This window comes from Curtobacterium sp. NPDC089185, assembly GCF_040685235.1.
Taxonomy (GTDB): domain Bacteria; phylum Actinomycetota; class Actinomycetes; order Actinomycetales; family Microbacteriaceae; genus Curtobacterium; species Curtobacterium citri.
Genome location: NZ_JBFBHK010000002.1, coordinates 201,310 through 222,961 on the forward strand (window position 1 = coordinate 201,310; position 21,652 = coordinate 222,961).

25 protein-coding genes and 1 riboswitch are annotated in these 21,652 nt (G+C 72.9%); of the genes, 11 read left to right on the top strand and 14 right to left on the bottom strand.

Features of this window, described 5'->3' with window-relative positions; genetic code table 11:
* Positions 1–2: 2 nt before the first annotated feature.
* On the bottom strand, positions 3–440 hold the full coding sequence (locus tag AB0N84_RS02850; RefSeq protein WP_363543622.1) for a YdeI/OmpD-associated family protein: 438 nt from the start codon (positions 438–440) through the stop codon (positions 3–5).
* A gap of 222 nt (positions 441–662) precedes the next feature.
* On the opposite strand from AB0N84_RS02850, the gene AB0N84_RS02855 reads away from it, so the two are divergent.
* From AB0N84_RS02855 to AB0N84_RS02870, 4 genes are all read left to right on the top strand, one after another.
* Entirely contained in the window at positions 663–1,811 is a 1,149-nt protein-coding gene (locus AB0N84_RS02855; RefSeq protein WP_363543624.1) for an ABC transporter substrate-binding protein, read from the top strand.
* 274 nt (positions 1,812–2,085) lie between these two features.
* Positions 2,086–2,883 carry an ABC transporter permease subunit gene (locus AB0N84_RS02860; protein ID WP_363543761.1) on the top strand — a complete coding sequence of 266 codons (798 nt, stop codon included), beginning with the start codon at positions 2,086–2,088 and terminating at the stop codon, positions 2,881–2,883.
* On the top strand, positions 2,880–3,740 hold the full coding sequence (locus AB0N84_RS02865; RefSeq protein WP_363543626.1) for an ABC transporter permease subunit: 861 nt from the start codon (positions 2,880–2,882) through the stop codon (positions 3,738–3,740). Before AB0N84_RS02860 ends, AB0N84_RS02865 begins: the two co-directional genes overlap by 4 nt.
* Complete coding sequence (locus tag AB0N84_RS02870; RefSeq protein WP_182046120.1) at positions 3,737–4,807, top strand: ABC transporter ATP-binding protein; 1,071 nt, start codon at positions 3,737–3,739, stop codon at positions 4,805–4,807. The genes AB0N84_RS02865 and AB0N84_RS02870 overlap by 4 nt, the downstream gene beginning before the upstream one ends.
* An 87-nt stretch (positions 4,808–4,894) precedes the next feature.
* Here the strand turns inward: AB0N84_RS02870 and AB0N84_RS02875 are convergent, their stop codons facing one another.
* A complete protein-coding gene (locus AB0N84_RS02875; protein WP_182046121.1) occupies positions 4,895–5,374 on the bottom strand; it encodes an NUDIX domain-containing protein in 480 nt (159 codons plus the stop codon).
* Positions 5,375–5,432: 58 nt separating this feature from the next.
* On the opposite strand from AB0N84_RS02875, the gene nagB reads away from it, so the two are divergent.
* The gene (gene nagB, locus AB0N84_RS02880) at positions 5,433–6,218 is read left to right on the top strand and encodes a glucosamine-6-phosphate deaminase (RefSeq protein ID WP_182046122.1); all 786 of its coding nucleotides are present in this window, start codon (positions 5,433–5,435) and stop codon (positions 6,216–6,218) included.
* A 26-nt stretch (positions 6,219–6,244) separates the two neighbouring features.
* On the opposite strand, the gene AB0N84_RS02885 is transcribed toward nagB, so the two are convergent.
* Both AB0N84_RS02885 and AB0N84_RS02890 read right to left on the bottom strand, forming a co-directional pair.
* Positions 6,245–7,414, bottom strand: a complete 1,170-nt coding sequence (locus tag AB0N84_RS02885; RefSeq protein WP_182046123.1) for an aminotransferase class I/II-fold pyridoxal phosphate-dependent enzyme — start codon at positions 7,412–7,414, stop codon at positions 6,245–6,247.
* 35 nt (positions 7,415–7,449) lie between these two features.
* Complete coding sequence (locus AB0N84_RS02890; protein ID WP_363543629.1) at positions 7,450–8,388, bottom strand: SDR family oxidoreductase; 939 nt, start codon at positions 8,386–8,388, stop codon at positions 7,450–7,452.
* A gap of 122 nt (positions 8,389–8,510) precedes the next feature.
* Between AB0N84_RS02890 and AB0N84_RS02895 the strand changes: the two genes are divergently transcribed.
* The 3 genes from AB0N84_RS02895 to AB0N84_RS02905 all read left to right on the top strand — a co-directional run bounded on the left by AB0N84_RS02895 (position 8,511) and on the right by AB0N84_RS02905 (position 11,535).
* Positions 8,511–9,338, top strand: a complete 828-nt coding sequence (locus AB0N84_RS02895; RefSeq protein WP_363543631.1) for a helix-turn-helix transcriptional regulator — start codon at positions 8,511–8,513, stop codon at positions 9,336–9,338.
* A gap of 10 nt (positions 9,339–9,348) precedes the next feature.
* Positions 9,349–9,906 carry a hypothetical protein gene (locus tag AB0N84_RS02900; protein ID WP_363543633.1) on the top strand — a complete coding sequence of 186 codons (558 nt, stop codon included), beginning with the start codon at positions 9,349–9,351 and terminating at the stop codon, positions 9,904–9,906.
* A gap of 84 nt (positions 9,907–9,990) precedes the next feature.
* Positions 9,991–11,535, top strand: a complete 1,545-nt coding sequence (locus AB0N84_RS02905; protein ID WP_363543635.1) for an alpha-L-fucosidase — start codon at positions 9,991–9,993, stop codon at positions 11,533–11,535.
* A gap of 29 nt (positions 11,536–11,564) precedes the next feature.
* Here the strand turns inward: AB0N84_RS02905 and AB0N84_RS02910 are convergent, their stop codons facing one another.
* From AB0N84_RS02910 to clpS, 10 genes are all read right to left on the bottom strand, one after another.
* Positions 11,565–11,969, bottom strand: a complete 405-nt coding sequence (locus tag AB0N84_RS02910; protein WP_363543637.1) for a VOC family protein — start codon at positions 11,967–11,969, stop codon at positions 11,565–11,567.
* Positions 11,970–12,001: 32 nt separating this feature from the next.
* Positions 12,002–13,174 carry an N-acetylglucosamine-6-phosphate deacetylase gene (gene nagA, locus AB0N84_RS02915; protein ID WP_363543639.1) on the bottom strand — a complete coding sequence of 391 codons (1,173 nt, stop codon included), beginning with the start codon at positions 13,172–13,174 and terminating at the stop codon, positions 12,002–12,004.
* Positions 13,171–13,578, bottom strand: a complete 408-nt coding sequence (locus AB0N84_RS02920; RefSeq protein WP_182046129.1) for a YrdB family protein — start codon at positions 13,576–13,578, stop codon at positions 13,171–13,173. Before AB0N84_RS02920 ends, nagA begins: the two co-directional genes overlap by 4 nt.
* 9 nt (positions 13,579–13,587) lie before the next feature.
* Positions 13,588–14,448 carry a formyltetrahydrofolate deformylase gene (purU, locus tag AB0N84_RS02925; protein WP_259346100.1) on the bottom strand — a complete coding sequence of 287 codons (861 nt, stop codon included), beginning with the start codon at positions 14,446–14,448 and terminating at the stop codon, positions 13,588–13,590.
* A 124-nt stretch (positions 14,449–14,572) separates the two neighbouring features.
* The gene (locus AB0N84_RS02930) at positions 14,573–14,785 is read right to left on the bottom strand and encodes a hypothetical protein (RefSeq protein ID WP_363543642.1); all 213 of its coding nucleotides are present in this window, start codon (positions 14,783–14,785) and stop codon (positions 14,573–14,575) included.
* A gap of 54 nt (positions 14,786–14,839) precedes the next feature.
* Positions 14,840–16,282: an MFS transporter gene (locus AB0N84_RS02935; RefSeq protein WP_363543763.1), complete on the bottom strand. Its 1,443-nt coding sequence runs from the start codon at positions 16,280–16,282 to the stop codon at positions 14,840–14,842.
* An 18-nt stretch (positions 16,283–16,300) separates the two neighbouring features.
* Positions 16,301–16,720, bottom strand: a complete 420-nt coding sequence (locus AB0N84_RS02940) for a MarR family winged helix-turn-helix transcriptional regulator (RefSeq protein WP_182046131.1) — start codon at positions 16,718–16,720, stop codon at positions 16,301–16,303.
* Between the two features lie 57 nt (positions 16,721–16,777).
* Positions 16,778–17,698 carry a GNAT family N-acetyltransferase gene (locus tag AB0N84_RS02945; RefSeq protein ID WP_363543644.1) on the bottom strand — a complete coding sequence of 307 codons (921 nt, stop codon included), beginning with the start codon at positions 17,696–17,698 and terminating at the stop codon, positions 16,778–16,780.
* A complete protein-coding gene (locus AB0N84_RS02950) occupies positions 17,695–18,171 on the bottom strand; it encodes a DUF2017 family protein (RefSeq protein WP_289457913.1) in 477 nt (158 codons plus the stop codon). The genes AB0N84_RS02945 and AB0N84_RS02950 overlap by 4 nt, the downstream gene beginning before the upstream one ends.
* A complete protein-coding gene (gene clpS / locus AB0N84_RS02955; RefSeq protein WP_069713277.1) occupies positions 18,168–18,467 on the bottom strand; it encodes an ATP-dependent Clp protease adapter ClpS in 300 nt (99 codons plus the stop codon). Before clpS ends, AB0N84_RS02950 begins: the two co-directional genes overlap by 4 nt.
* A 37-nt stretch (positions 18,468–18,504) precedes the next feature.
* Positions 18,505–18,590: riboswitch (ZMP/ZTP riboswitch) on the top strand.
* 80 nt (positions 18,591–18,670) lie between these two features.
* On the opposite strand from clpS, the gene glyA reads away from it, so the two are divergent.
* The 3 genes from glyA (at position 18,671) to AB0N84_RS02970 (ending at position 21,504) form a co-directional block, all read left to right on the top strand.
* Complete coding sequence (gene glyA, locus AB0N84_RS02960; RefSeq protein WP_363543765.1) at positions 18,671–19,972, top strand: serine hydroxymethyltransferase; 1,302 nt, start codon at positions 18,671–18,673, stop codon at positions 19,970–19,972.
* Positions 19,969–20,901, top strand: coding sequence for a tetrahydrofolate dehydrogenase/cyclohydrolase catalytic domain-containing protein (locus AB0N84_RS02965; RefSeq protein WP_363543647.1), 933 nt, complete (start codon positions 19,969–19,971; stop codon positions 20,899–20,901). Before glyA ends, AB0N84_RS02965 begins: the two co-directional genes overlap by 4 nt.
* Before the next feature lie 153 nt (positions 20,902–21,054).
* Entirely contained in the window at positions 21,055–21,504 is a 450-nt protein-coding gene (locus AB0N84_RS02970; protein ID WP_363543649.1) for a hypothetical protein, read from the top strand.
* Positions 21,505–21,652 lie beyond the last annotated feature (148 nt).

A 21,652-nucleotide genomic window follows, 5' to 3' on the forward strand; every position in this document is an offset into this window, starting at 1 on the left:
GCCTACGCACGCAACGACTCCACGGCCTTGTCGACCCGGCGCTGCCGCGTCTCCGGCGCCTTCGCCGCGAGCACCGGGTCCACGAGCGCCCGCTGCCGTGAGGCCGACAGGGTCTCGTAGGCCGCCCGGACCCCGGCCTCGTCGAACGCCGCCGCCAGGTCCGACGGCAGCTCGACCGTCCGCGGCAGGGTGTCGACCTCGAGCGTGACCTCGACGGTGTCCCCGGCGGCGATGCCCGCTGCGGTGCGGTGGGCCTCGGACAGCGGCACCAGGAACTGTCCGCCCATCACCCCGACCGTCGACCGGTAGGTGTAGCCGCCGTCGATCGTGACGACCACGGCGGGGCGCTTCCCGGAGCCGAGGGCGTCGATGACCTCCTCGGGAACGGGCAGACCGGTGGCCGTCTTCCTCGCCTGCAGGACCGTCGTCGTGAACTGCACCCGTGCCTCCCGGCTGTCCGCGGTCGCGACCGCAGCGTGCGCCGCAGACGCGACCGACCATCACCGGGGACCGTCCCCGGCAGCGAAACCGTACAGCCGCACCCGCTGTTCCGCCACCGTTCACCGCCGCAGCACGACCCCGAAACCGGCCGCGTCCACGATCGTGCCGAACCCGGACCCCCCGGACACCCGAACCCCCACAGCACCCGGAAGGCACACCCCGTGCAGCACACCCGCACCCTGGCCGGCATCGCCCTGGCCGCAGCAGCAGTCGTCACCCTGGCCGGTTGCTCGGCCACGAGCTCGGCGAGCACGAGCACCGGTTCCGGCGACACCGACTGGAAGACGGCCACCAGCGCCGAGTCCGCCGGCGGCATGGACGCCCTCGTGAAGGCCGCGAAGGCCGAGGGCCAGCTCAACGTCATCGCGCTCCCGCCGACGTGGGCGAACTACGGCAAGATCATCGCCGGCTTCGAGAAGCAGTACGACATCAAGGTGAACTCCGCGAACCCGAACGGCTCGAGCGCCGACGAGGTCGCCGCCGTGAAGTCGCAGCAGGGGCAGTCCACCGCCCCCGACGTGCTCGACCTCGGCAACGCGGTCATGCAGCAGAACCTCGGCCTGCTCACCGACTACAAGGTCGCGAACTGGTCGGACATCCCGGACACGCTGAAGGACGCCGACGGCAAGTGGACGCGTGACTACACGGGCCTGATGTCGATCGGGTACGACTCGTCGAAGATCCAGGACGCCCCGAAGGACCTGACCGACCTGCTCGGCAGCGAGTACAAGGGCAAGGTCTCGATCGCCGGCGACCCGACGCAGGCGAACCAGGCGGCGAGCGCGGTGTACCTCGCGGCGCTGGAGAACGGCGGCTCGGCGGACGACATCACGAAGGGCGTCGACTTCTTCGGCAAGCTGAAGCAGGCCGGCAACTTCCAGAACGTGCTGCCGTCGCAGGCCACGGTCGCCTCGGGCGAGACCCCGGTCGTCGTGCAGTGGTCGTACAACAACCTCGCGTGGGGCCCGGCCGCCGGTGCCTCCGGCAACGAGAACTGGAAGACCGTCGTCCCCGAGGGCCAGGCCCTCGGCTCGTACTACTCGCAGGCGATCAACAAGGACGCCCCGCACCCGGCGGCGGCGCGCCTCTGGCAGGAGTACATCGCCAGCCCGGACGCGCAGAACCTGTACCTGCAGGCCGGCGCCTTCCCGTCGACCCTCGCGGCGATGGAGCAGTCGGGCAAGGTCGACAAGGACGCGCTCGAGGCCGCCGGCGGCATGCCGAAGGACTACGTCGAGCTGACGGACGCGCAGGTCACCGAGGCCGCGAAGGTCCTGGCGGCGAAGTGGTCCGCCACCATGGGGTCCTGATCCCGTGACCCGCGCATCGGCCCCGAGCGGCGGCAGCGCGACCGTGCCGGGGCAGGCACCCGCCCCCGCAGCGACCAGTGCTGCAGCGACCAGTGCTGCGGCCACCAGCGCCGCCGGCTCGGTGGCCGATACCGGCGGCACCCCCGCCCCCGGTCCGCAGCCCGACCCCGGTCCGCAGCCCACTCCCGTCGCCCCGCACCGGCGGACGGGCCGGGGCCGCCGCACCGGCCGCCCCCGCCTCGCCTGGCTCGGCCTCACCCCGTTCGCCGCCTACGTGCTGCTGTTCCTGGCCGTCCCGGCCGTGATCGCGGTCGGCAGCGGCTTCCTCACCGGCGACGGTGCGTTCACCGTCGCGAACCTCGCGGCCTTCACCGACCCGTCCGTCCTGCGCGCCTTCGGTGGCTCGTTCGGGCTGTCGGCCGTCTCCGCCGTGATCGGCGCGGTCGTCGGTGCGCTCGTCTGCTGGGCGCTCGCGGCGCTCCGCCCGGACGGACTCGTCCGCTCGGTGATCGACGCCGCCGCGAGCGTCCTCGCGCAGTTCGGCGGTGTCATGCTCGCGTTCGCCTTCATCGCGACGATCGGGGCGCAGGGCCTGGTCACGACGTGGCTCGTGTCCACGTTCGGGATCGACCTCAACGCCGACGGCACCTTCCTCTACACGGTCCCGGGGCTCGTCATCCCCTACGTGTACTTCCAGGTCCCGCTGATGGTCCTGACGTTCATGCCCGCCCTCGAGGGCGTGCAGGCGCAGTGGGGCGAGGCCGCGGCCACCCTCGGGGCCTCGCGCGCGACGTACTGGCGGCGCATCGCCGTCCCGGTTCTCGCTCCGGCCTTCTGGGGCTCGCTGCTGCTGCTGTTCGCGAACGCGTTCTCGTCGTTCGCCACCGCCGCCGCGCTCATCTCCCAGGGCGGCATCGTCCCGCTGACGATCCGCGCGCAGCTGACCAGCGAGACGATCATCGGCCTGCAGAACGTCGCCGGGGTGCTCGCGCTCGGCATGGTCGTCGTCATGGCGGTCGTCATGGCCCTGTACTCGCTGCTCCAGCGCCGGGCCGCCCGGTGGCAGCGGTGAGCGCCGTCGTGCGTCTGGCGACCCGGCCGGGAGGCTCGGCTCGCCCCCGCCGCTTCGGCGTCGCCCCGTCGCGGGGCACCGCAGCGGTCGTGCTCACCCTGGTCGGACTGGTGTTCGCGGTCCCGCTGGTCGCCCTGGCACAGTTCACGTTCCGGCAGGGCACCGACGGCGCCCTCACCCTCGACCACTACGCCGCGATCGTCGACTCGGCGAACGCCGTCACGTACCAGCCGGTCTTCGACGGCCTCGCCGCGTCGCTGCTCATCGCCGTCATCACCGTCGGGATCGTGCTGCTCGTCCTCCTGCCGGCGCAGATCGTCACGGCACTGCGCTACCCCCGCCTGCGTCGCGTGCTCGAGTTCGTGTGCCTGGTCCCGATCACCGTGCCCGTCGTGGTGCTCGTCGTCGGGTTCATCCCCGTCTACCAGGTCGTGGCCCAGGTCTTCGGCTCCGGCGCCTGGACCCTGGCGTTCGCGATCGGGATCGTGTCGCTGCCGTTCGCGTTCCGTCCGATCGCGGCGGCCCTGACCGCGGCGGACGTCACGGTGCTGTCCGAGGCGGCGCGGTCCCTCGGCGCCTCGTGGTGGACGGTGACGTGGCGGATCCTGCTGCCGAACCTCCGCCGCGGCATCACCGCCGCGTGCTTCCTCACCGTGACGGTCGTCCTCGGCGAGTACACCCTCGCCTCGTTCCTCTCCCGCACCACGTTCCAGACCGCGCTGCTGCTCGTGCAGTCGACCGACCCGTACGTCGCAGCGGTCTTCTCGCTCGCCGCGCTGCTGTTCGGGTTCGTCCTGCTCGTGCTGATCGGCCGGGTCGGGACCGGCCGCCGGCGCACCCCGAAGGAGTCCGCATGACCACGACCGCCCCCGCCGCCCCGGCCTCGCTCTCGACCGAGGGCGCGACCGTCGAACTCGAGGCGGTCGAGAAGCACTACGGCACGCACCGGGCACTCGCCGGGCTGTCCCTGCGCATCGAACCCGGTGAGTTCGTGTCGCTGCTCGGCCCGTCCGGCTGCGGCAAGACCACCGCGCTCCGGGCCCTCGCCGGGCTCGAGACGATCGACGGCGGCGCCATCCGCATCGATGGCGCGGACGTCGCCTCGGTCCCGGTCGACCAGCGGGACATCGGGATGGTGTTCCAGCAGTACTCGCTGTTCCCGCACATGACCGTGCGGCAGAACGTCTCCTTCGGCCTGGAGATGCGTCGGGTGCCTGCGGCCGCACGACGCGAGCGGGTCGTCGAGGCCCTCGACATGGTGCACCTCGTCGACTTCGCCGACCGGTGGCCGCACCAGCTCTCCGGCGGCCAGCAGCAGCGCGTCGCCCTCGCCCGCGCCCTCGTCACCCGGCCCCGCGTGCTCCTGCTCGACGAGCCGCTCTCCGCGCTCGACGCCAAGGTGCGGGTCTCCCTGCGCGACGAGATCCGGCGCATCCAGACCGACCTCGGCATCACCACCGTGTTCGTCACCCACGACCAGGAGGAGGCGCTCGCCGTCTCCGACCGCATCGCCGTCATGAACGCGGGCGACATCGAGCAGGTCGGTACGCCGGAGGAGCTCTACCGCCACCCGGTGTCGGCGTTCACCGCGGACTTCGTCGGCCAGTCGAACCGGCTGCGCGGGGACCTGCGCGACGGTGACGTCTTCGTGTACGGGTTCCGGGTACCGGCCCTCGACGCCGGGACCGCCGACGGCCCGGTGACCGCGTTCGTCCGGCCCGAGGACGTCGCGTTCGCCGCCGAGGGCGTCACCGGCACGGTCGTCGCGTCGAGCTTCCTCGGCTCGATCCGCCGCACGACTGTCCGACTCGACGACGACACGGTCGTCACGGTGCAGCACGAGGTCAGCGACCGCCGCACCACGGGCGACGCCGTGGCCCTGCGGCTGCTCGGTGCACCGGTGGCGGTCGCGCCGCTCGCCTGACCGGCGACTCGGCCCGGGCCCTGCCCGTGCACCCCGCCGGCCTGGAGGCGCGTGGCGGGGCCGCCACGCGCCTCCCGTCCGCTGCGGTCAGCGCTCGAAGCGCGCTTCGCGCTCGTCGGCCAGGCCCGCCTCGACACGTGCGCGCATGTCCGCGGACATCGCGGGCAGGGCGTCGAGCCGGGCCCAGGTCGCCTCGGTGTTCTCGCCGTCCGCCGGGAACGGGTCCCCGGAGACGTACCGGCAGGCGAAGACGAGGTCGAGGTACTGCGCGCGGTCGCCGTTCGGGTACGTCATCTCGGGCAGGGTCTGCACCCACGCCAGGCGCTCGGCGACCGCGACGACGTCGGCCTCCTCGAGGACCTCGCGCTCGGCGGCCACCGCCGGTTCCTCGCCCGGGTCGACGATCCCCGTCACCGGCGTCCACGCGCCGGTGTCCGCGCGTCGGACGACGAGCAGCTCGCGCGCGGCGCCCTCGCCACGGGTGACCACGGCGGTGACCCCGGTCAACCAGAGCAGGTCGGTGCCGATCTTCTCGCGCAGGGACAGGACGAAGTCAGGGGTCGGCATGGGTCCACGCTACCGATCACCCCTGTCGCCGACTGGTCATGACCAGTAGGGTGGCCGCGTGGAGATCATCATCCTGCCGACGCCGGCCGAGGTCGGTCGTGTCGCCGCCGCCAAGATCGCCTCGGTCGTCGCCGAGAAGCCGTCCGCCGTCGTGGGACTCGCCACCGGCTCCAGCCCGCAGGGCATCTACGCAGACCTGCGCCGTCGGGTCGAGGCCGGCGAGGTCTCGTTCGCGGCCGCGCGCGGGTTCGCCCTCGACGAGTACGTCGGGATCCCGCTCGAGCACCCCGAGTCCTACGCGTCCGTGATCCAGCGCGACGTCGTGGAGCCGCTCGGCTTCGACCCGTCGCGCGTCCGCGTGCCGGACGGCCGCGCCGGCGACCTGGCGTTCGCGGCGAAGGAGTACGACGCCGCCATCCGCGCGGCCGGGGGAGTGGACGTGCAGATCCTCGGGATCGGCGCGAACGGGCACATCGGGTTCAACGAGCCGACCTCGTCGTTCGCGTCGCGCACCCGCATCAAGACGCTCGCGCCGTCGACGCGTGAGGCGAACGCGCGCTTCTTCGACTCCCTCGACGACGTCCCGACGCACTGCATGACCCAGGGGCTCGGCACGATACTCGAGGCGCGTGAGCTCGTCCTCGTCGCGCAGGGCTCCGCGAAGGCCGACGCCGTCGCGGCTGCGGTCGAGGGCCCGCTGTCGTCCTTCGTGCCCGGCTCGGCCCTGCAGCTGCACGAGCACGCGACCGTCGTCGTCGACGAGGAGGCGGCCGCCGGCCTTCGCCTGGCCGACTACTACCGGTACACGTACGCGAACAAGCCGGAGTGGCAGCGTTTCGAGTGAACGGCGGCGCGCCCGGCGGGCCGCGCTCAGCGGGCTGAGGCCAGCCGGGTGAGCCCCTCGCGCAGCGTCTCCTCGGAGCAGCCGAAGTTGAGCCGCACGTGGCCGGCGCCCTGGCGCCCGAAGTCCCGCCCGTCGGACAGCGCCACCGCCGCCCGCTCGAGCAGGACCACGGCGGGCCCGTCGCCCCACGGCAGGGCGCGCAGGTCGATCCAGGCGAGGTAGGACGCCTGCGGCTGCCGGTACCCGGCGCCGGGCAGGGCTGCACCGAGTTCCTCCGCGAGCACCCGTCGGTTCGTCGCGAGCTCGCCGAGCAGCGACGCGAGCCACGGTTCGCCGTCCCGGAACGCGGCGACGCTCGCGGTGTAGCCGAGGATCCCGGTCCGCTCGACGACCTCGACCGGCAGCCCGTCGAACCAGGCACGGGCCCGTTCCGATGCGCCGACCATGAGCGCGCACTTCGTCCCGGCGAGGTTCCACGCCTTGCTCGCGCTCGTCAGGGCGACGCCGTGCTCGACCGCTTCGGGACCGCACGTCAGGAACGGGGTGAAGGCGGCGTCGGCGTGGGTGAGCGGCGCGTGGATCTCGTCGGACACGACGACCGCGTCCCACTCGGCGGCCAGCCGTGCGAGCGCGACGAGGTCGTCCCGTGCGTGCACCAGGCCGAGCGGGTTGTGCGGGTTGCAGAGCAGGACCGTGCGGGCACCGCCGGCGAACGCCCGAGCGATGCCGTCGAGGTCGATGCGCCAGCCCGCCGTCGTGTCGAACGGGTCGGGGTCACCGTCGGGCGCGCGGAGCGGGACCTCGGTCACCGTGCCCCCGGCCTCGCGCACGTACTCCCAGAACGGCGGGTACACGGGCGGCATGACGACGACCTGGTCGCCCGGCTCGACCACGCGCCGGAGGACCTCGACCGCGGCCACCGACACGTCCGTGGTCGTCCGGACGAGGTCGGGATCGACGTCCCACCCCCACCGGCGTCCGGCGAAGTCGGCGAACACCTCGGGGAGCACCCGGGTGTGGCCGACGTAGCCGGTGTCACCGTCGCGGACCGCGCGCTCGAGGGCCTCGCGCACGGGCTCCGCCGGCACCGAGTCCATCTCCGCGACGAACATCGGCAGCACCTCGGGCGGGTAGGCCGTGTACTTCTCGCTCGTGCGCGTCCGCTGTGCTTCCGAGACGCTGACCATGACGCTCATGCGCACAGCCTGGCAGGCGGACCGCTCGCGTGTCGTCAGCGGACGGGTGCGCCGAGCAGCTGCTCCGACAGCTCCCACACGCGTCGGGCGTCCTCGGCGCTGCGCAGCGGCTTCCAGGGGTCGAGCGTCCCCGGTGCACCGCCGGCACCGCCCGGGCCGGTGGGGCCCACGAAGCCGCCGTCGCGCACGGCCGGGTCGGTCGCGGCGACGAGTGCCGGCAGTCCGGCGGTGCGCGGGGTCCCCACGAGCAGCCCGCGCCCGGACAACCAGCGGATGACCCGCACCGACGCGGTGTCACCGCTCCGACCGAGTTCCGGACGGGCGGCGAGCAGGCTCGTCGGTGCGACGCCCGGGTGGGCGATGTTGCTCGTCACGCCCCACCCGTGCTCGTGGCTCCGCCGGGCGAGCTCGAGCCCGAACAGACCGAACGCCAGCTTCGACTGCTGGTAGGCGCGCATGCCGTCGTAGCGGCGCTCCCAGTTCGGGTCGTCCCAGTTGATCCGACCGCTCCGCGCCGCGACGCTGATCTGGGACGTGACGTGCCCCCGTGCTGCGCGGAGCAGCGGCAGGAGCCCGCGGACGAGTGCGACGTGCCCGAGGTGGTTCGTGCCGAGCTGCAGCTCGAAGCCGTCCACGGTGGTCTGCCGCTCGGGCGGGGTCATCACGCCGGCGTTGCCGACGAGCAGGTCGACCGGGGTGCCGTCGGCCACCATCGCGCCGGCGAAGGCGTCGACCGACGCGAGCGAGGACAGGTCGAGCGTCCCGAGCGCGACCTGCGCGCCGGGGTGCGTGCGGAGGACACGGTCGCGTGCGGCGGCGCCCTTCGCGGGGTTCCGGACCGGCAGCACGACCTCGGCGCCGGCGCCGGCCAGTGCGGTCGCGATGCCGAGTCCGATGCCGTCGCTGCCGCCCGTCACGACGGCACGGGTGCCGTCCAGGCGGGGGAGGGTGATCTCGATGGGTCGTCTCGGCACGGTGGTCTCCTCGTCGTCGTCGCCCGCGGACCGGGCCGGTCCCAGCCTGCGACGCCGCCGCACCGTGAACCAGGACCTGACGAACCGTGGCTGCGGGGGCCGCGGACCCGGAGGATGGACGCATGACGGATCGATCGGAGTTCGGCGCCTTCCTGCGCGGCCGACGGGAGGCGCTGCAACCGTCCGACGTCGGCCTCCCGCCCGGGCAGCGGCGCCGGACCGCAGGCCTCCGGCGCGAGGAGGTCGCCTCGCTCTGCCACATGTCCGCCGACTACTACGCCCGGCTCGAGCGGGGGACCGGACCGCAGCCGTCCGAGCAGATGGTCGCCGCGATCGCGCAGGGGTTCCACCTGACGCGGCAGGAGCGCGACCACCTCTTCCGCCTCGCCGGGCACCGGCCGCCCGAGTCCGGCGTCGGCACCGATCACGTCGGGCCCGGCATGATGCGCATCTTCGACCGGCTGGTCGACACCCCGGCCGAGGTCGTCTCGGAGCTCGGCGAGACCCTGCAGCAGACGCCGCTCGCCACCGCGCTGTTCGGTGACGCGAGCCTGCGCACCGGACACGAGCGGTCGAGCGGGTGGCGGTGGTTCACCGAGCCGGGCGCGCGCGACCTGTTCCCGGTCGAGGACCGCGAGGCAACCTCCCGGCTGTACACGTCGTCGCTCCGCGAGGTCGTTGCACGGCGCGGCCCGGACTCCGCCGCTGCCCGGCTCGCGGACGACCTGCTCGATCGCTCCGACGAGTTCCGCGCGCTCTGGGACCGGCACGAGGTCGGACTCCGGCCCGGCACCGTGAAGCGGTACGACCACCCGGTCGTCGGCCGGCTCGAGCTGCACTGCCAGGTGCTGCTCGACCCGGAGCAGGCGCACGTGCTGCTCGTCTACACCGCGGTCCCCGGCACCGAGAGCCACGACCGACTCCGCCTGCTCTCGGTGGTCGCCGCCTGAGGACGGTTGCGTGATCGTGACCATGCGCCGCCGCGGCATCGGCGACCATGGAGGCGTGCGACGGCGAGCGGGGACCGGGCCGGCGGCCGGGTCGGTCGTGGTCGCAGTGGTGCTCGCGGTGGCGCTGAGCGGGTGCTCGGGGTTCTTCCGGGTGGCGTGCACCCTGCAGGGGTGGAGCAACTCGGTGGAGGTCCGTGTGCCGGGCTCGGCGGATCCGGCATCGGGTGTGCACGGCGTCGGCTTCTGCCAGGAGCGCGGTTGCACCCCCGGACTCGTGGTCCGGGCTGCGCCGGTGCAGCCGGACGAGCCGGGGGACGCGACCCCTGCCGGTCCAGCAGACGCACCACCCGCGCCGACCTCGACCCTGCTGCCGTCGACCACGCACGAGGGGGACGTCTGGATCGTCTCGACGTCGATGGCGACGGCGGAGCGCGGCCGCGTCGCCCTGTTCGGCGCCGACGACCGGGTGCTCGTGGAGCGGGACGTGGACCTCACGTGGGTGCGGACGGGCGGCTCCGAGCAGTGCGGCGGACCGTCGACGGCATCGGTGACCGTCGAGCTCCCCTGACCGGTCCGTCCGGCTGACCCGACCGGCTCCCGACCGCGTCGGGTAGGCAGGGGGTGCAGCATCCGACGCACGAAGGAGTGCCCCATGCCGGACCGCCCCGCCCGCCTCGACCCGGAGTCGCTCCCCGACCCGGTCGACGTCAGCGACAACACCGAGGCCCTCCGCGCCGTCCGGGCCGTCGTCGACGCCGGTCCGTTCGACGCGACGTGGGAGTCCCTCGCCGCCTACGAGCCGCCTCGCTGGTACGAGGACGCGAAGTTCGGCGTCTTCCTGCACTGGGGCGTGTACTCCGTCCCGGCCTTCGGCAACGAGTGGTACTCCCGCGAGATGTACCGGGAGGGCACCGCGGCGTACGAGCACCACGTCGCGACGTACGGACCGCAGCGCGACTTCGGGTACAAGGACTTCATCCCGTCGTTCACGATGGAGCACTTCGACCCGACCGCCTGGGCAGCGCTCTTCCGACGCGCAGGAGCACAGTTCGTCGTGCCCGTGGCCGAGCACCACGACGGGTTCGCGATGTACGACACCGCCCGGTCGCGGTGGAGCGCCGCGCAGATGGGCCCGGAGCGCGACGTGTTCGGGGACCTCTCGCGCGCCGTCGACGACGCCTGGATGGTGCGTGGCGCGTCGTCGCACCGCGCCGAGCACTGGTTCTTCATGAACGGCGGTGCGCGGTTCGAGTCCGACGTGCTCGACCCCCGGTGGAACGACTTCTACGGGCCGGCGCAGCGCGAGGAGACCGCCCCGACCGAGCGGTTCCTCGAGGACTGGCTGCTCCGCACCGTCGAGGTCATCGATCGCTACCGGCCGCAGGTGCTCTGGTTCGACTGGTGGATCGAACAGCCCGCGTTCGCGCCGGTGCTCCGGACGCTGGCCGCCTACTACTACAACCGGGCGGCCGAGTGGGGCCGCGAGGTCGTCATCAACCACAAGTGGGACGCCTTCGCACCGGGGACGGCCGTGTACGACATCGAACGCGGAGCGACGGCGAGGATCGAGCCCGTGGTGTGGCAGAACGACACGTCGGTGTCCCGGACCTCGTGGTGCTGGGTGGAGGGGCACGACTACAAGAGCGTGCGGGAACTCGTCGCCGAGCTCGTCGACGTCGTGTCCAAGCGCGGGGTGCTGCTGCTCAACGTCGGGCCGAAGCCGGACGGCACGATCCCGGTCGAGGAGCAGCGCCTGCTCGAGGGCATGGGTCGGTGGCTCGCACTGCACGGCGAAGCCGTCTACGGCACGCGGCCGTGGGTCGTGCCGTCGGAGGGGCCGACCGAGGTCACCGCGGGTTCGTTCGTCGACGAGGCCGCTCCGGTGTACACGGCGGAGGACGTGCGGTTCACGGTGCGGCACGACGTGACCGGTGACCACCTCTACGCGGTCGTGCTCGCGCAGCCCGGTGACGGGGTCGTGCGACTGCGGTCACTGCGGTCTGCGAGCGCGCTGCTGGACCGGGCGGTCAGCGACGTCGAGGTGCTCGGCTCCGGCACCGTGACGCGGTGGACCCGGACTCCGGACGCGCTCGAGGTCGTCGTCGAGGGATCGACGGCCGAGGACAGCGGACCCGTGCTGCGGATCTCGCTCACCCCGGTGCCGACGCAGCCCCGGCAGGACTTCCTGCACCAGTGAGGCCGTGCAGCCCCCGGTGCGTGCCGGCCTCAGGAGCCCGGGGTCGCGGCGGGGGCCGTCCAGAACGGCGACCAGTGGTACCCGTCCGGATCGTCGAACTGCCGCTGGTACATGAACGGGTACTCGTCGGTGTCGCCGATCCGCCCACCGGCCACACGGGCACGCTCGACCAGCTCGTCGACGGCCTCGCGGCTGTCGAGGTCGAACGACAGCGTGACCTTCGACGGGGTGTCCGGTCCGCCGACCAGGTCCTCGGTGCCCCCGACGCTGGCGTACACCTCGCGGCTGCTGAGCATGAGGAACTGGTCGGTGCCGAACGCGATGCACGAGACGTCGTCGCGCGACATCGACTCGACCAGGGACCAGCCGAGCGCGGTGTAGAAGGCGGTCGCACGTTCGACGCTCTCGACCGGACAGGCGATGTAGAGGCTCATGCGGTGATGGTCCCGCCGCACGAGCCCGGTGGTCAAGCGTCGGGTGGAGTCAGCTCGCGTCCGGCGCCCCACACCCGACGCACGTCGAGCGACGGGGACAGCGCGACGAGGTCGGCGGCGTACCCGGGGGCGAGTCGACCCAGGCGGTCGCCGAGCCCGAGCGCCGCGGCGGGCACGCTCGTCAGGGCCGCGACTGCCTGCGGCAGGGTCCGGCCCGCGCCGTCGACGGCGTTCCGGAGCGCGGTGTCCTGGGTCAGCGTCGACCCCGCGATCGTGTCCGTGCCCGCGACGAGGGCGACACCGTCGGAGACGGTCACGGCGAGGGACCCGAGCAGGTAGGAGCCGTCCGCCGAGCCGGCCGCGCCCATCGCATCGGTGATCAGCGCCACCCGGCCCGGTGCGGCGTCGAACAGCATCGCGGCCACGGACGGGTCCACGTGCACGCCGTCGAGGATGAGCTCGAGGGTCACCCGCTCGTCGGCCACGGCGGCGACGATCGGCCCCGGCGCCCGGTGGTGGATCCCCGGCATCGCGTTGAACGCGTGCGTCAGGACCGTCGCGCCGGCGTCGAACGCGGCCCGGGCATGGTCGGACGAGCAGACGGTGTGCCCCACGGCGACCGTGACCCCGGCGTCGACGAACCGGCGCACGGCGCCGAGCGCTCCCGGCAGTTCGGGCGCGATCGTCACCTGGCGGAGGAGCCCCGCGCCGGCCTCGAGCAGGGCGTCCACCGCGGTCGGGGTCGGGTCGACCAGGAACGACTCGTTGTGCGCGCCCTTGTTGTGCGGGGAGAGGAACGGTCCCTCGAGGTGCACGCCGAGCACGAGCGGGTCGCCCGCAGCGACGGCGCGGAGGTGCTCGAGCGACGCGGCGAGTGCCGGCACGGGGTTCGCGACGAGGGAGAGGACCGAGCGGGTCGTGCCATGTGCCCGGTGCACCGCGAGGGCGGCGTCGAACGCCTCGTCCTCGTAGGCCGCTCCGCCCCCGCCGTGCCCGTGCAGGTCGACGAAGCCGGGCGTCAGCACCGCGTCGCCGAGGTCGACGACCTCGTCCGCCGCGGGCACCGCGGTGGTGCCGGACCCGACCGCGTCGATCACGTCACCGGCGAGCAGGACCCAGCCGTCGGTCGTGGTGCCGGACACGTCGACGAGGTGACGGGCGCGGACCAGCGTGCGCCGCGCCTCCAGACCGGAGCCCGAGCTCACGCCGTCTCCCGACGGAACGCGACCACCCCGGACAGCGCCGCGACCAGGACGAACACGAGGCCCACGAGCGGCAGGCCGATCGAGACCCAGCACGCGCCGGCTGCGATCACCAGGGCGGTCTCGACGATGACCTTGCCCACCACGTCCGTGTCGATCGGCGACCGCGGCGACCGGAACAGGTACCACACGACGGCCGCGAACAGCGGCGTCCCGATCGCGAAGAGGTAGCCCGGCCACGGCAGGATCCACGACCAGTACCCCCAGAACGCCAGCGAGAACAGGCCGAACGCGCACACGACGATCCGCAGCACCGTCCACCCGGACACACGACGGCGAGGACGGTCGGCGTCGACCGGCGGCGGGACCTCGCCCCAGTCGACCGGGCTCTGCGGTGCGTTCGTCATGCGCTGTGCCTACTTGAAGATGATCGTGCGGGCGCCGTCGAGGAGCACGCGGTCCTCGGCGATCCAGCGCACCGCCTGGGTGAGCGTGCGGGACTCCTCGTCCTGGCCGATGGAGACCAGCTCGGCGGGGTCCTTCGTGTGGTCCACGCGGACGACGTTCTGCTCGATGATCGGCCCCTCGTCGAGGTCGCTCGTGACGAAGTGCGCCGTCGCCCCGATGAGCTTCACACCGCGCGCGTGCGCCTGCCGGTACGGGTTCGCGCCCTTGAAGCCGGGCAGGAACGAGTGGTGGATGTTGACCGCGCGGCCCGCGAGCGCGGCGCACAGCTCCGGCGACAGGATCTGCATGTAGCGGGCGAGGACGACGAGCTCGATGTCGTGCTCCTCGACCGCCTCGAGGATGCGCTGCTCCATGGCCTGCTTCGAGGCCGCGTCGGTGACCGGCCGGTGCTCGAACGGCACGGAGTGGAACGCCGCAAGGCCGGCCAGGTCGCCGTGGTTCGACAGGACGAGCGGGACCTCGATCGGCAGCTGCCCGCCGCGCTGGCGGTACAGCAGGTCGTTCAGGCAGTGCCCCGCCTTCGACACGAGCACGAGCGTGCGCATCGGCCGACCCACGACGTCGAGCTGCACCCGGGCGTCGTAGCGCTCGACCACGGGCGCCAGGGCCTGCTCGAAGGTCTCGCGGTCGACGGGTGCCATGACCTGCAGCCGCATGAAGAACGAGTTCGTGTCGGCGCTCGAGAACTGCTGCGACTCGGTGATGTTGCCGTGTGCCGCGACGACGGCTCCGGACACGGCGTGCACGATCCCGGGCTGGTCGTCGCAGACGAGCGTGAGGGTCCAGTGCGTGGGGATCGGGTCGGTCACGGCATCAGGGTACCGGCCCGGGTCGGCACGTTCCGGCGGGCGTCGGGCGTCGGGCGGCGGACGGGAGGCGCGGGGTGCGTCCGGCGCGCCGGTCGCCGGTCGCCTCGGAGCGTGGCCGGTGTCGTCAGCGTCGGTGCGCGAGGAGCCGGCGCACGAAGTACACCTCGAGGCAGACCGCGAGCACCGTGACGGCCACCGCCATGCCGACGTACGTCGCACCCCGTCCGGCGTTCACCACCGCGAAGACCGGGGCGGCGATGCAGATGGTCCCGCAGATCACGACGTTCCAGACCGCGCCGGCCCTGGTGCTGCTGTCGAACCCGCCGCCGTGCGTCATGCCCGTCACGCTACCGGCGCACGGCGCCGGCGTCCGCCCGCCGGGCGGCCTGCGTCAGGCGGCGTCCGCCCGGGCGAGCGCCCGGTCGGCGAGCGTCAGGACGCTGAGGAGCACGGCGATGCCGAGCATCACCCAGCCGAGCACGTGCAGGTCCGGGGTCGTCGGGGCCTGGCCGAACACCCCGCCGATGAGCGACGACGCCGCGATCGCCCCGATGTAGATGCTCGTGCGGGACAGGCCCGCAGCCGTGCCGATGTACTCGGACGGTACGACCTTGTAGAGCGCCGCCTGGTTCGACACCGAGGCGAGGGCCTGCGGCACCCCGAACAGCGCCGGGACGACGATCAGCAGCACGAGCGGCGACCCCGCGTGCAGGAGCAGGAGGAGCCCGGCGCCGAGGAGCGGCGTGAGCGCTGCGACGACGAGGGGCCGGCGGACCGCGGTCTTCCGGGCCACCAGGAACGAGACGACCCCGGCGACGACGGCGGCCGGCAGCTGCAGGTACCCGGCGACGTCGCTCGAGTAGCCCGCGACGTCCTGCACCCACTGCGAGAACCCGTAGGTCATCGTGTAGGCGAGCAGGTACGTCAGGAAGAGCCGGCCGTACGTGCGTGACAGCGCCCCGTTCCGGACGAGCAGCCGCACGTCGACGAACGGCTTCGTCGCCCGGAGCTCCCACCGCACGAGCGCGACGAGGAGCACGACCGCGGTCGCGAGCAGCCACCAGAGCCCGGCGGACAGGTCGAGCAGGAACACCAGGAGCGCCGAGACGGCCCCGGTCATCAGGACCATGCCGAGCGGGTCGAGCGCGGTGCGGACCGGGAGCCGGTCGGCGTCGCGCGGGCGGAGCCGGTCGGACGGCAGCCAGAGCGCCGCGACGACGATGCCGAACACCGCGAGGGGGACGTTCACCAGGAAGATCGCGTGCCATCCGAACGCCGCGATGAGGGCGCCGCCGAGGGGCGGTCCGGCTGCCGCGGACACGAGCGAGGTGATCGAGAGGGCCCCGAGGACCAGGGGCGGTGTCGGCTTCCCGATGCGTGCCGAGTGCTGCCGCAGCGTCGTGAGCGCCGCCGGGTACGCCGACGAGGTCCCGATGCCGATGAGCACCCGCGCGGTGACCGCCCCGCCGAAGCCGGTCAGGAACTCGGGGACGACGCCGGCGACCCCGACGATGACGAGTCCGGTGAGGAAGACCTTCTTCGGGCCGAACCGGTCGGCGAGCTTGCCCATCGTCGGCTGTGCGATCGCGCTCGCCAGGTACAGCGCGGCGACGAGCCAGATCGCCTGGGAGGCACCGATGCCGAGGTCACGGGAGATCGGCGCGAGGGCCACCGACACCATCGTCGTGTTGATGGGGTTGAGGAGCGGACCGACCAGGACGGGGACGAGGAGCTTCGGGCCGAAGCCGCTGCCGGTGTCCCCGGGGGCGACGGTGGGCGAGGGGGAGGTCGAGGTGGACGTGGTGGGCTTCTTCCCGGGGTCGGAACGGTGCAGGTCGGTCGTGGGTGTGGGTCAGTCGTCGGTCAGCGGCAGGAGGATCGCGAGGGCCCGGGCGACGGCCGCGCGGTCGTCCTCGGGCAGCGCGGACAGCCGGTCGGCGAGCACGCGCGTGCGGGTGGTCCAGGCGTCCTCGCGCGCGCGGGACCCGGCGTCGGTCGCGCGGACGAGCGTGCGGCGGCCGTCGGCGGGGTCCGGTCGGCGGTCGACCAGGCCGAGGTCGACGAGCGCCTGCACGGTCGCACCCATCGACTGCGGGCGGACGCCCTCGGCCCGGGCGAGGTCGGCGACCGTGCTCTCACCGTGACGGAGCAGCCGACCGAGCGCTGCGGTCTGGGATGCGGTGACCTCGTCGGCCTTGCCCGTCAGGAGCGTGCGACGGATGCGCCCGTGCAGGGTCAGCAGGTCGTCGGCGAGCGCGAAGTCCGGTTCCACACCGGTACGGTACGCCTCACCAGGGCAACTTGCAAGGTTGCCTTCTGAAAGCGATCCTCAGCGCTCGTACACCATCCGCCGCTTCGTGACGGTGGCGCCCGCGCGCTCGAACGCCCGCCGCATCGGGACGTTGTCCGCGTCGGTCGTCGCCACGACCCGCGGCTCCCCGGCGGCGGTGTGGACGCGGAGCGCCTCGGCGAGGAGCCCGTCGACGATGCCCTTCCCGCGGTGCTGCGGCAGGACGCCGATGGAGCTGACCGCTGCGTCGTAGGCGGTCCGGGTCGCGAGCACGAAGCCGACGACGAGGCCGTCGTCGTCCTCGGCGATGCGCCAGTCCTCGCGCCGACCGGGCAGGCTGCGGTAGAAGTCGAGCGCGGTGCCGCGCACCCCGAGCTCCGCGACGGTCGCGCGGGTGTGGGCGTCGAGCGACCCGACGGTCACCCGCGCGAACAGGTCGGTGAACTCGTCGTCGTCACCGCCGCGGAACCGGAGGCGCGGCGTCGTGGGCGCGACGGCGGCCGTGGGGTGCTCCCACGCGACGCTGACCCGCTCGGTCGACCGGGCGAGCCCCGCCTGCCGCGCCGCCTCGGTGCGCCAGGCCACCGCCGCGACCGCCTCCGGGTCGTCGTGCCAGTCCACCGCCAGGTCGACGATCCACTCGGGCACGGTGCCGAACGACGCGGTACCCACCCGGATCAGGGCCGCCGCGATCGTCACCCGGTCGTCCTCGTCCGACGGCGCCACCAGGAGGTCGTCCAGGGTCGACGGAGCACCGGCGTCGGCGCCGCCCCACCAGAGCGCCCGACCCACGGGACGGCGGTCGCGCACCGCGAGGAACGACCACTCCGGTCGGTGGTTGCCCGTCAGCGACTCCTGCCGGTACCGGTCCGGACGGGTCCACGAGACCGGAGCCGATGTCGAGAACGCGAGCAGGGCCTCCAGGTCGGCTGCCGTGGACGCCCGGACGCTGACGGTCACCGTGCGGACGTGAGCGTCGTGACCAGGTGCTCCTGCACGTACCCGAGCCAGTCGTAGACGTCGCGGAGTCCGACGCCGGTCGACCCGCCGGACGACGACTCCTCGGTCTCGGCGTCCACGATGCCGAGCCGCTCCGCGATGGTGAGCCGCAGGTCGGTGAGGCAGCGGAGCCAGGCCTGCTCGTCCTCGGGCTCGAGCGCGCCGTCACGGGCGCCCGTCAGCCACGCGAGGACGACGCCCGCGTTCGTGGTCTTCTGCGTCAGGAGGTCCGAGCGGGTGTACCGCGCGAACTCCTCGCTCGCCTCGGCGTCCTCCGGGTAGGCGACCGGGAACATGCGCGTCGCGACCGGGTCCTCGTCGAGGTCGCCGCCGAGCACCTGCTGCAGCTGTTCGACCAGGCTCGCCAGCACGGAGCGCTCGCCGGAGGACAGCCCGAGGTGCACGCCGTCCCGACGCCGCACGAACGGGATCACGCGTCCGCTCCGGGGGCACGCTCGACGGTCGCCTGCAGGCCGAACCCGTGCATCGCCTCGACGTGCCGCTCCATCGCCTCACGGGCCCCGGTCGCGACGATCGCCCGACCGTCGACGTGCACCTGGCGCATGAGGCGGTCCGCGTGCTCGCGCCCGAAGCCGAAGTAGCTCTGGAAGACGTACGTCACGTAGGACATGAGGTTGACCGGGTCGTCCCAGACCACCGTGGTCCACGGGACGTCGTACCGGGCGCGGAGATCGGTGCGCTCGTCGAGCTCCGGGCTGCTCAGGGTCATGCACCAAGGGTGACACGAACCGGCACGCTCGGTACGATCGACGGGTCGCGACTGGCGTTGGATGGGTCACCATCGGGGAGCGACACCTGACACGGAGCGCTGCCGTACGCCTGGGCAGTGTCCATTCCGAACGACTGGGCAGTGCCCATCCGTCCACCTCGTCGCGTCCGCGCGGCGATCAGACAACGAGGAGTCCCGTGTCCATCACCGATCTGCCCGCTGCGTCCACGCAGCCCACGAACGCCACGCCGACCAGCTTCAACGCCCCCCTCGCCGAGGTCGATCCCGAGATCGCCGCGGTCCTGCAGAACGAGCTCGGTCGCCAGCGCGACACCCTCGAGATGATCGCGTCCGAGAACTTCGTGCCGCGCGCCGTCCTCGAGTCGCAGGGCTCCGTCCTGACGAACAAGTACGCCGAGGGCTACCCGGGCAAGCGCTACTACGGCGGCTGCGAGTTCGTCGACGTCGCCGAGCAGCTCGCCATCGACCGCGCGAAGGCCCTGTTCGGCGCTGCGTACGCGAACGTGCAGCCGCACTCCGGCGCCAGCGCGAACGCCGCCGTCCTGCACGCCATCGCCTCCGCCGGCGACACCATCCTCGGTCTCGAGCTCGCCCACGGCGGCCACCTGACCCACGGCATGAAGCTCAACTTCTCCGGCCGCATCTACAACGCCGTGTCGTACGGCGTCGACCCGGAGACCTTCGAGGTCGACTACGACGACATCCGCGCGAAGGCGATCGAGCACCAGCCGAAGGTCCTCATCGCCGGCTGGTCGGCGTACCCGCGTCAGCTCGACTTCGCGAAGTTCCGCGAGATCGCCGACGAGGTCGGCGCCACGCTCTGGGTCGACATGGCGCACTTCGCCGGGCTCGTCGCCGCGGGCCTGCACCCGTCGCCGCTGCCGCACGCCCACGTGGTGTCGTCGACGGTGCACAAGACGCTCGCCGGTCCCCGTTCGGGCATCATCCTGTCCAACGAGGAGTCGCTCTTCAAGAAGCTGAACTCCGCGGTGTTCCCGGGCCAGCAGGGCGGCCCGCTCATGCACGTGATCGCCGCCAAGGCCACCGCGTTCCTGCTCGCGGCGACGCCCGAGTTCAAGGACCGCCAGGAGCGCACGCTCCGTGGCGCGAAGGCGCTGGCGGACCGGCTCACGCAGGACGACGCGAAGGCCGCCGGCATCGACGTCCTCACCGGTGGCACCGACGTGCACCTGGTGCTCGTCGACCTGCGCGAGTCCGAGGTCGACGGCAAGCAGGCCGAGGACCTCCTGCACGAGGTCGGCATCACCGTGAACCGCAACTCGGTGCCGTTCGACCCGCGCCCGCCGATGGTCACCTCCGGTGTCCGCATCGGCACCTCGGCGCTGGCGACCCGCGGCTTCGGCGACGCCGAGTTCACCGAGGTGGCGGACGTCATCGCGCTGACCCTCATGCCGGAGCCGGACATCGCCGCGCTGTCGGCCCGGGTGAAGGCCCTCACCGACGCGTTCCCGCTCTACACGTGAGCGGCGCCGTGGCAGACCTGCCGCGAGCGCTCTGGGCGGGGGAGGGCAGTGCCGTCCGCATCGACGGCACCGCCCTCGCCGCCCGCACGCTCGACGACCTGAAGGTCCGCATCGACCGGTTGCACGACCACGGCTTCCGGCCCGGCCTCGGCACGATCATGGTCGGGCAGAACCCGGGTTCGGTGTCGTACGTCGCGGGCAAGCACCGGGACTCGGCGCAGATCGGGCTCGACTCGATCCGCATCGACCTGCAGGAGTCGGCCAGTGCAGCGGACATCCGCGCGGCGATCCTGCAGATGAACGACGACCCCCGGGTCACCGCGTTCATCGTGCAGCTCCCGCTGCCGCAGGGCATCGACCCGATCCCGATGCTCGAGCTGATGAACCCGGCGAAGGACGCCGACGGCCTGCACCCGACCAACCTCGGTGAGCTCGTGCTCGCCGTCCCCGGTGGTGCCGGCACGATCGACGCGCCGCTGCCGTGCACCCCGCGGGGCATCGTCGCGATGCTCGAGGCGTACGAGGTCCCGATCCGGGGTCGGCACGTCACGATCATCGGCCAGGGCCTGACGGTCGGGCGTCCGCTCGGCCTGCTGCTCACCCGGCTCGAGGCCACCGCAACCCTCACCCACTCCCTCACCGAGGACGTCGCCGCCGAGTGCCGTCGCGCCGACATCATCGTCGCGGCGGCCGGGGTCGCGGGACTCGTGCGCCCGGACTGGGTCAAGCCCGGGGCAGCGGTCATCGACGTGGGCATCAGCCGGATCGTCGACGAGACGACCGGCAAGGCGAAGCTCCGTGGTGACGTCGACCCGTCGGTCGCGTCGGTCGCCGGCTTCCTGTCGCCCACGCCGGGCGGCGTCGGCCCGATGACCCGCGCGATGCTCATGAAGAACGTCGTCGAGGCGGCCGAGCGCCACCTGCGGTAGCGCGAGCCCGGTCGACCGAGACTCGGCCAGGCGGACACTTCCGTCCCCTGTGCAGGACGGGACTGTCCGCTCGGCCGAGTCTCGGTGTGCGGCTTCGGACGGGAGGCGCGGATCACCCCCGCCGTGCGCCTCCCGCGGTGCTACGGTCACGTCATGGGGGACGAACGACAGCTGACCGAATCGGTGCTGCGCCCGCGGCCCGAGCCGTCGCAGCTCACCAAGGACGCCCGCTGGCTGGTCCTCATCGTGGTGCTCTGCGTCCTGTTCCAGCAGCCCGGCTCGAGCTGGAGCACGACCTTCGTCCACGCCGGGCAGGAGTTCGACTTCCGGTCGTCGCCGGCCCTCGGGACGACGCTCCTGACCGTCGGCATCGCCCTCGTCGGGTTCGCCGTCGCGGTCGCCCGCCGAGGCGCGAGCCGCGTCGACGAGCACACCGTGATGGGACTCACCCTCGCCGGCGTGCTCGGTGTCACCGTGGCCGTGTGGCTGCTCATGCCCGTGCAGACGGCGTGGGTGCAGTGGGCAGTCGAGCACGGTCGGACGCACCCGTTCGTGCTCGGGAACGTCGTCGAGACGACGAGGTACGCCGACTACGGAGGCTGACCGGCGGGCCGGTCGGCCGCTCGTGGCCGTGCAGCGCTCGCCGCAGACCGTCCTGACCCCGCACAACGAGAAGCGGCTCGCGCCAAGGGATTCCGTGGCGCGAGCCGCTTCCGGTTGTGCGGAAGCGCGAGGCGCCGCGCGAGGCGCC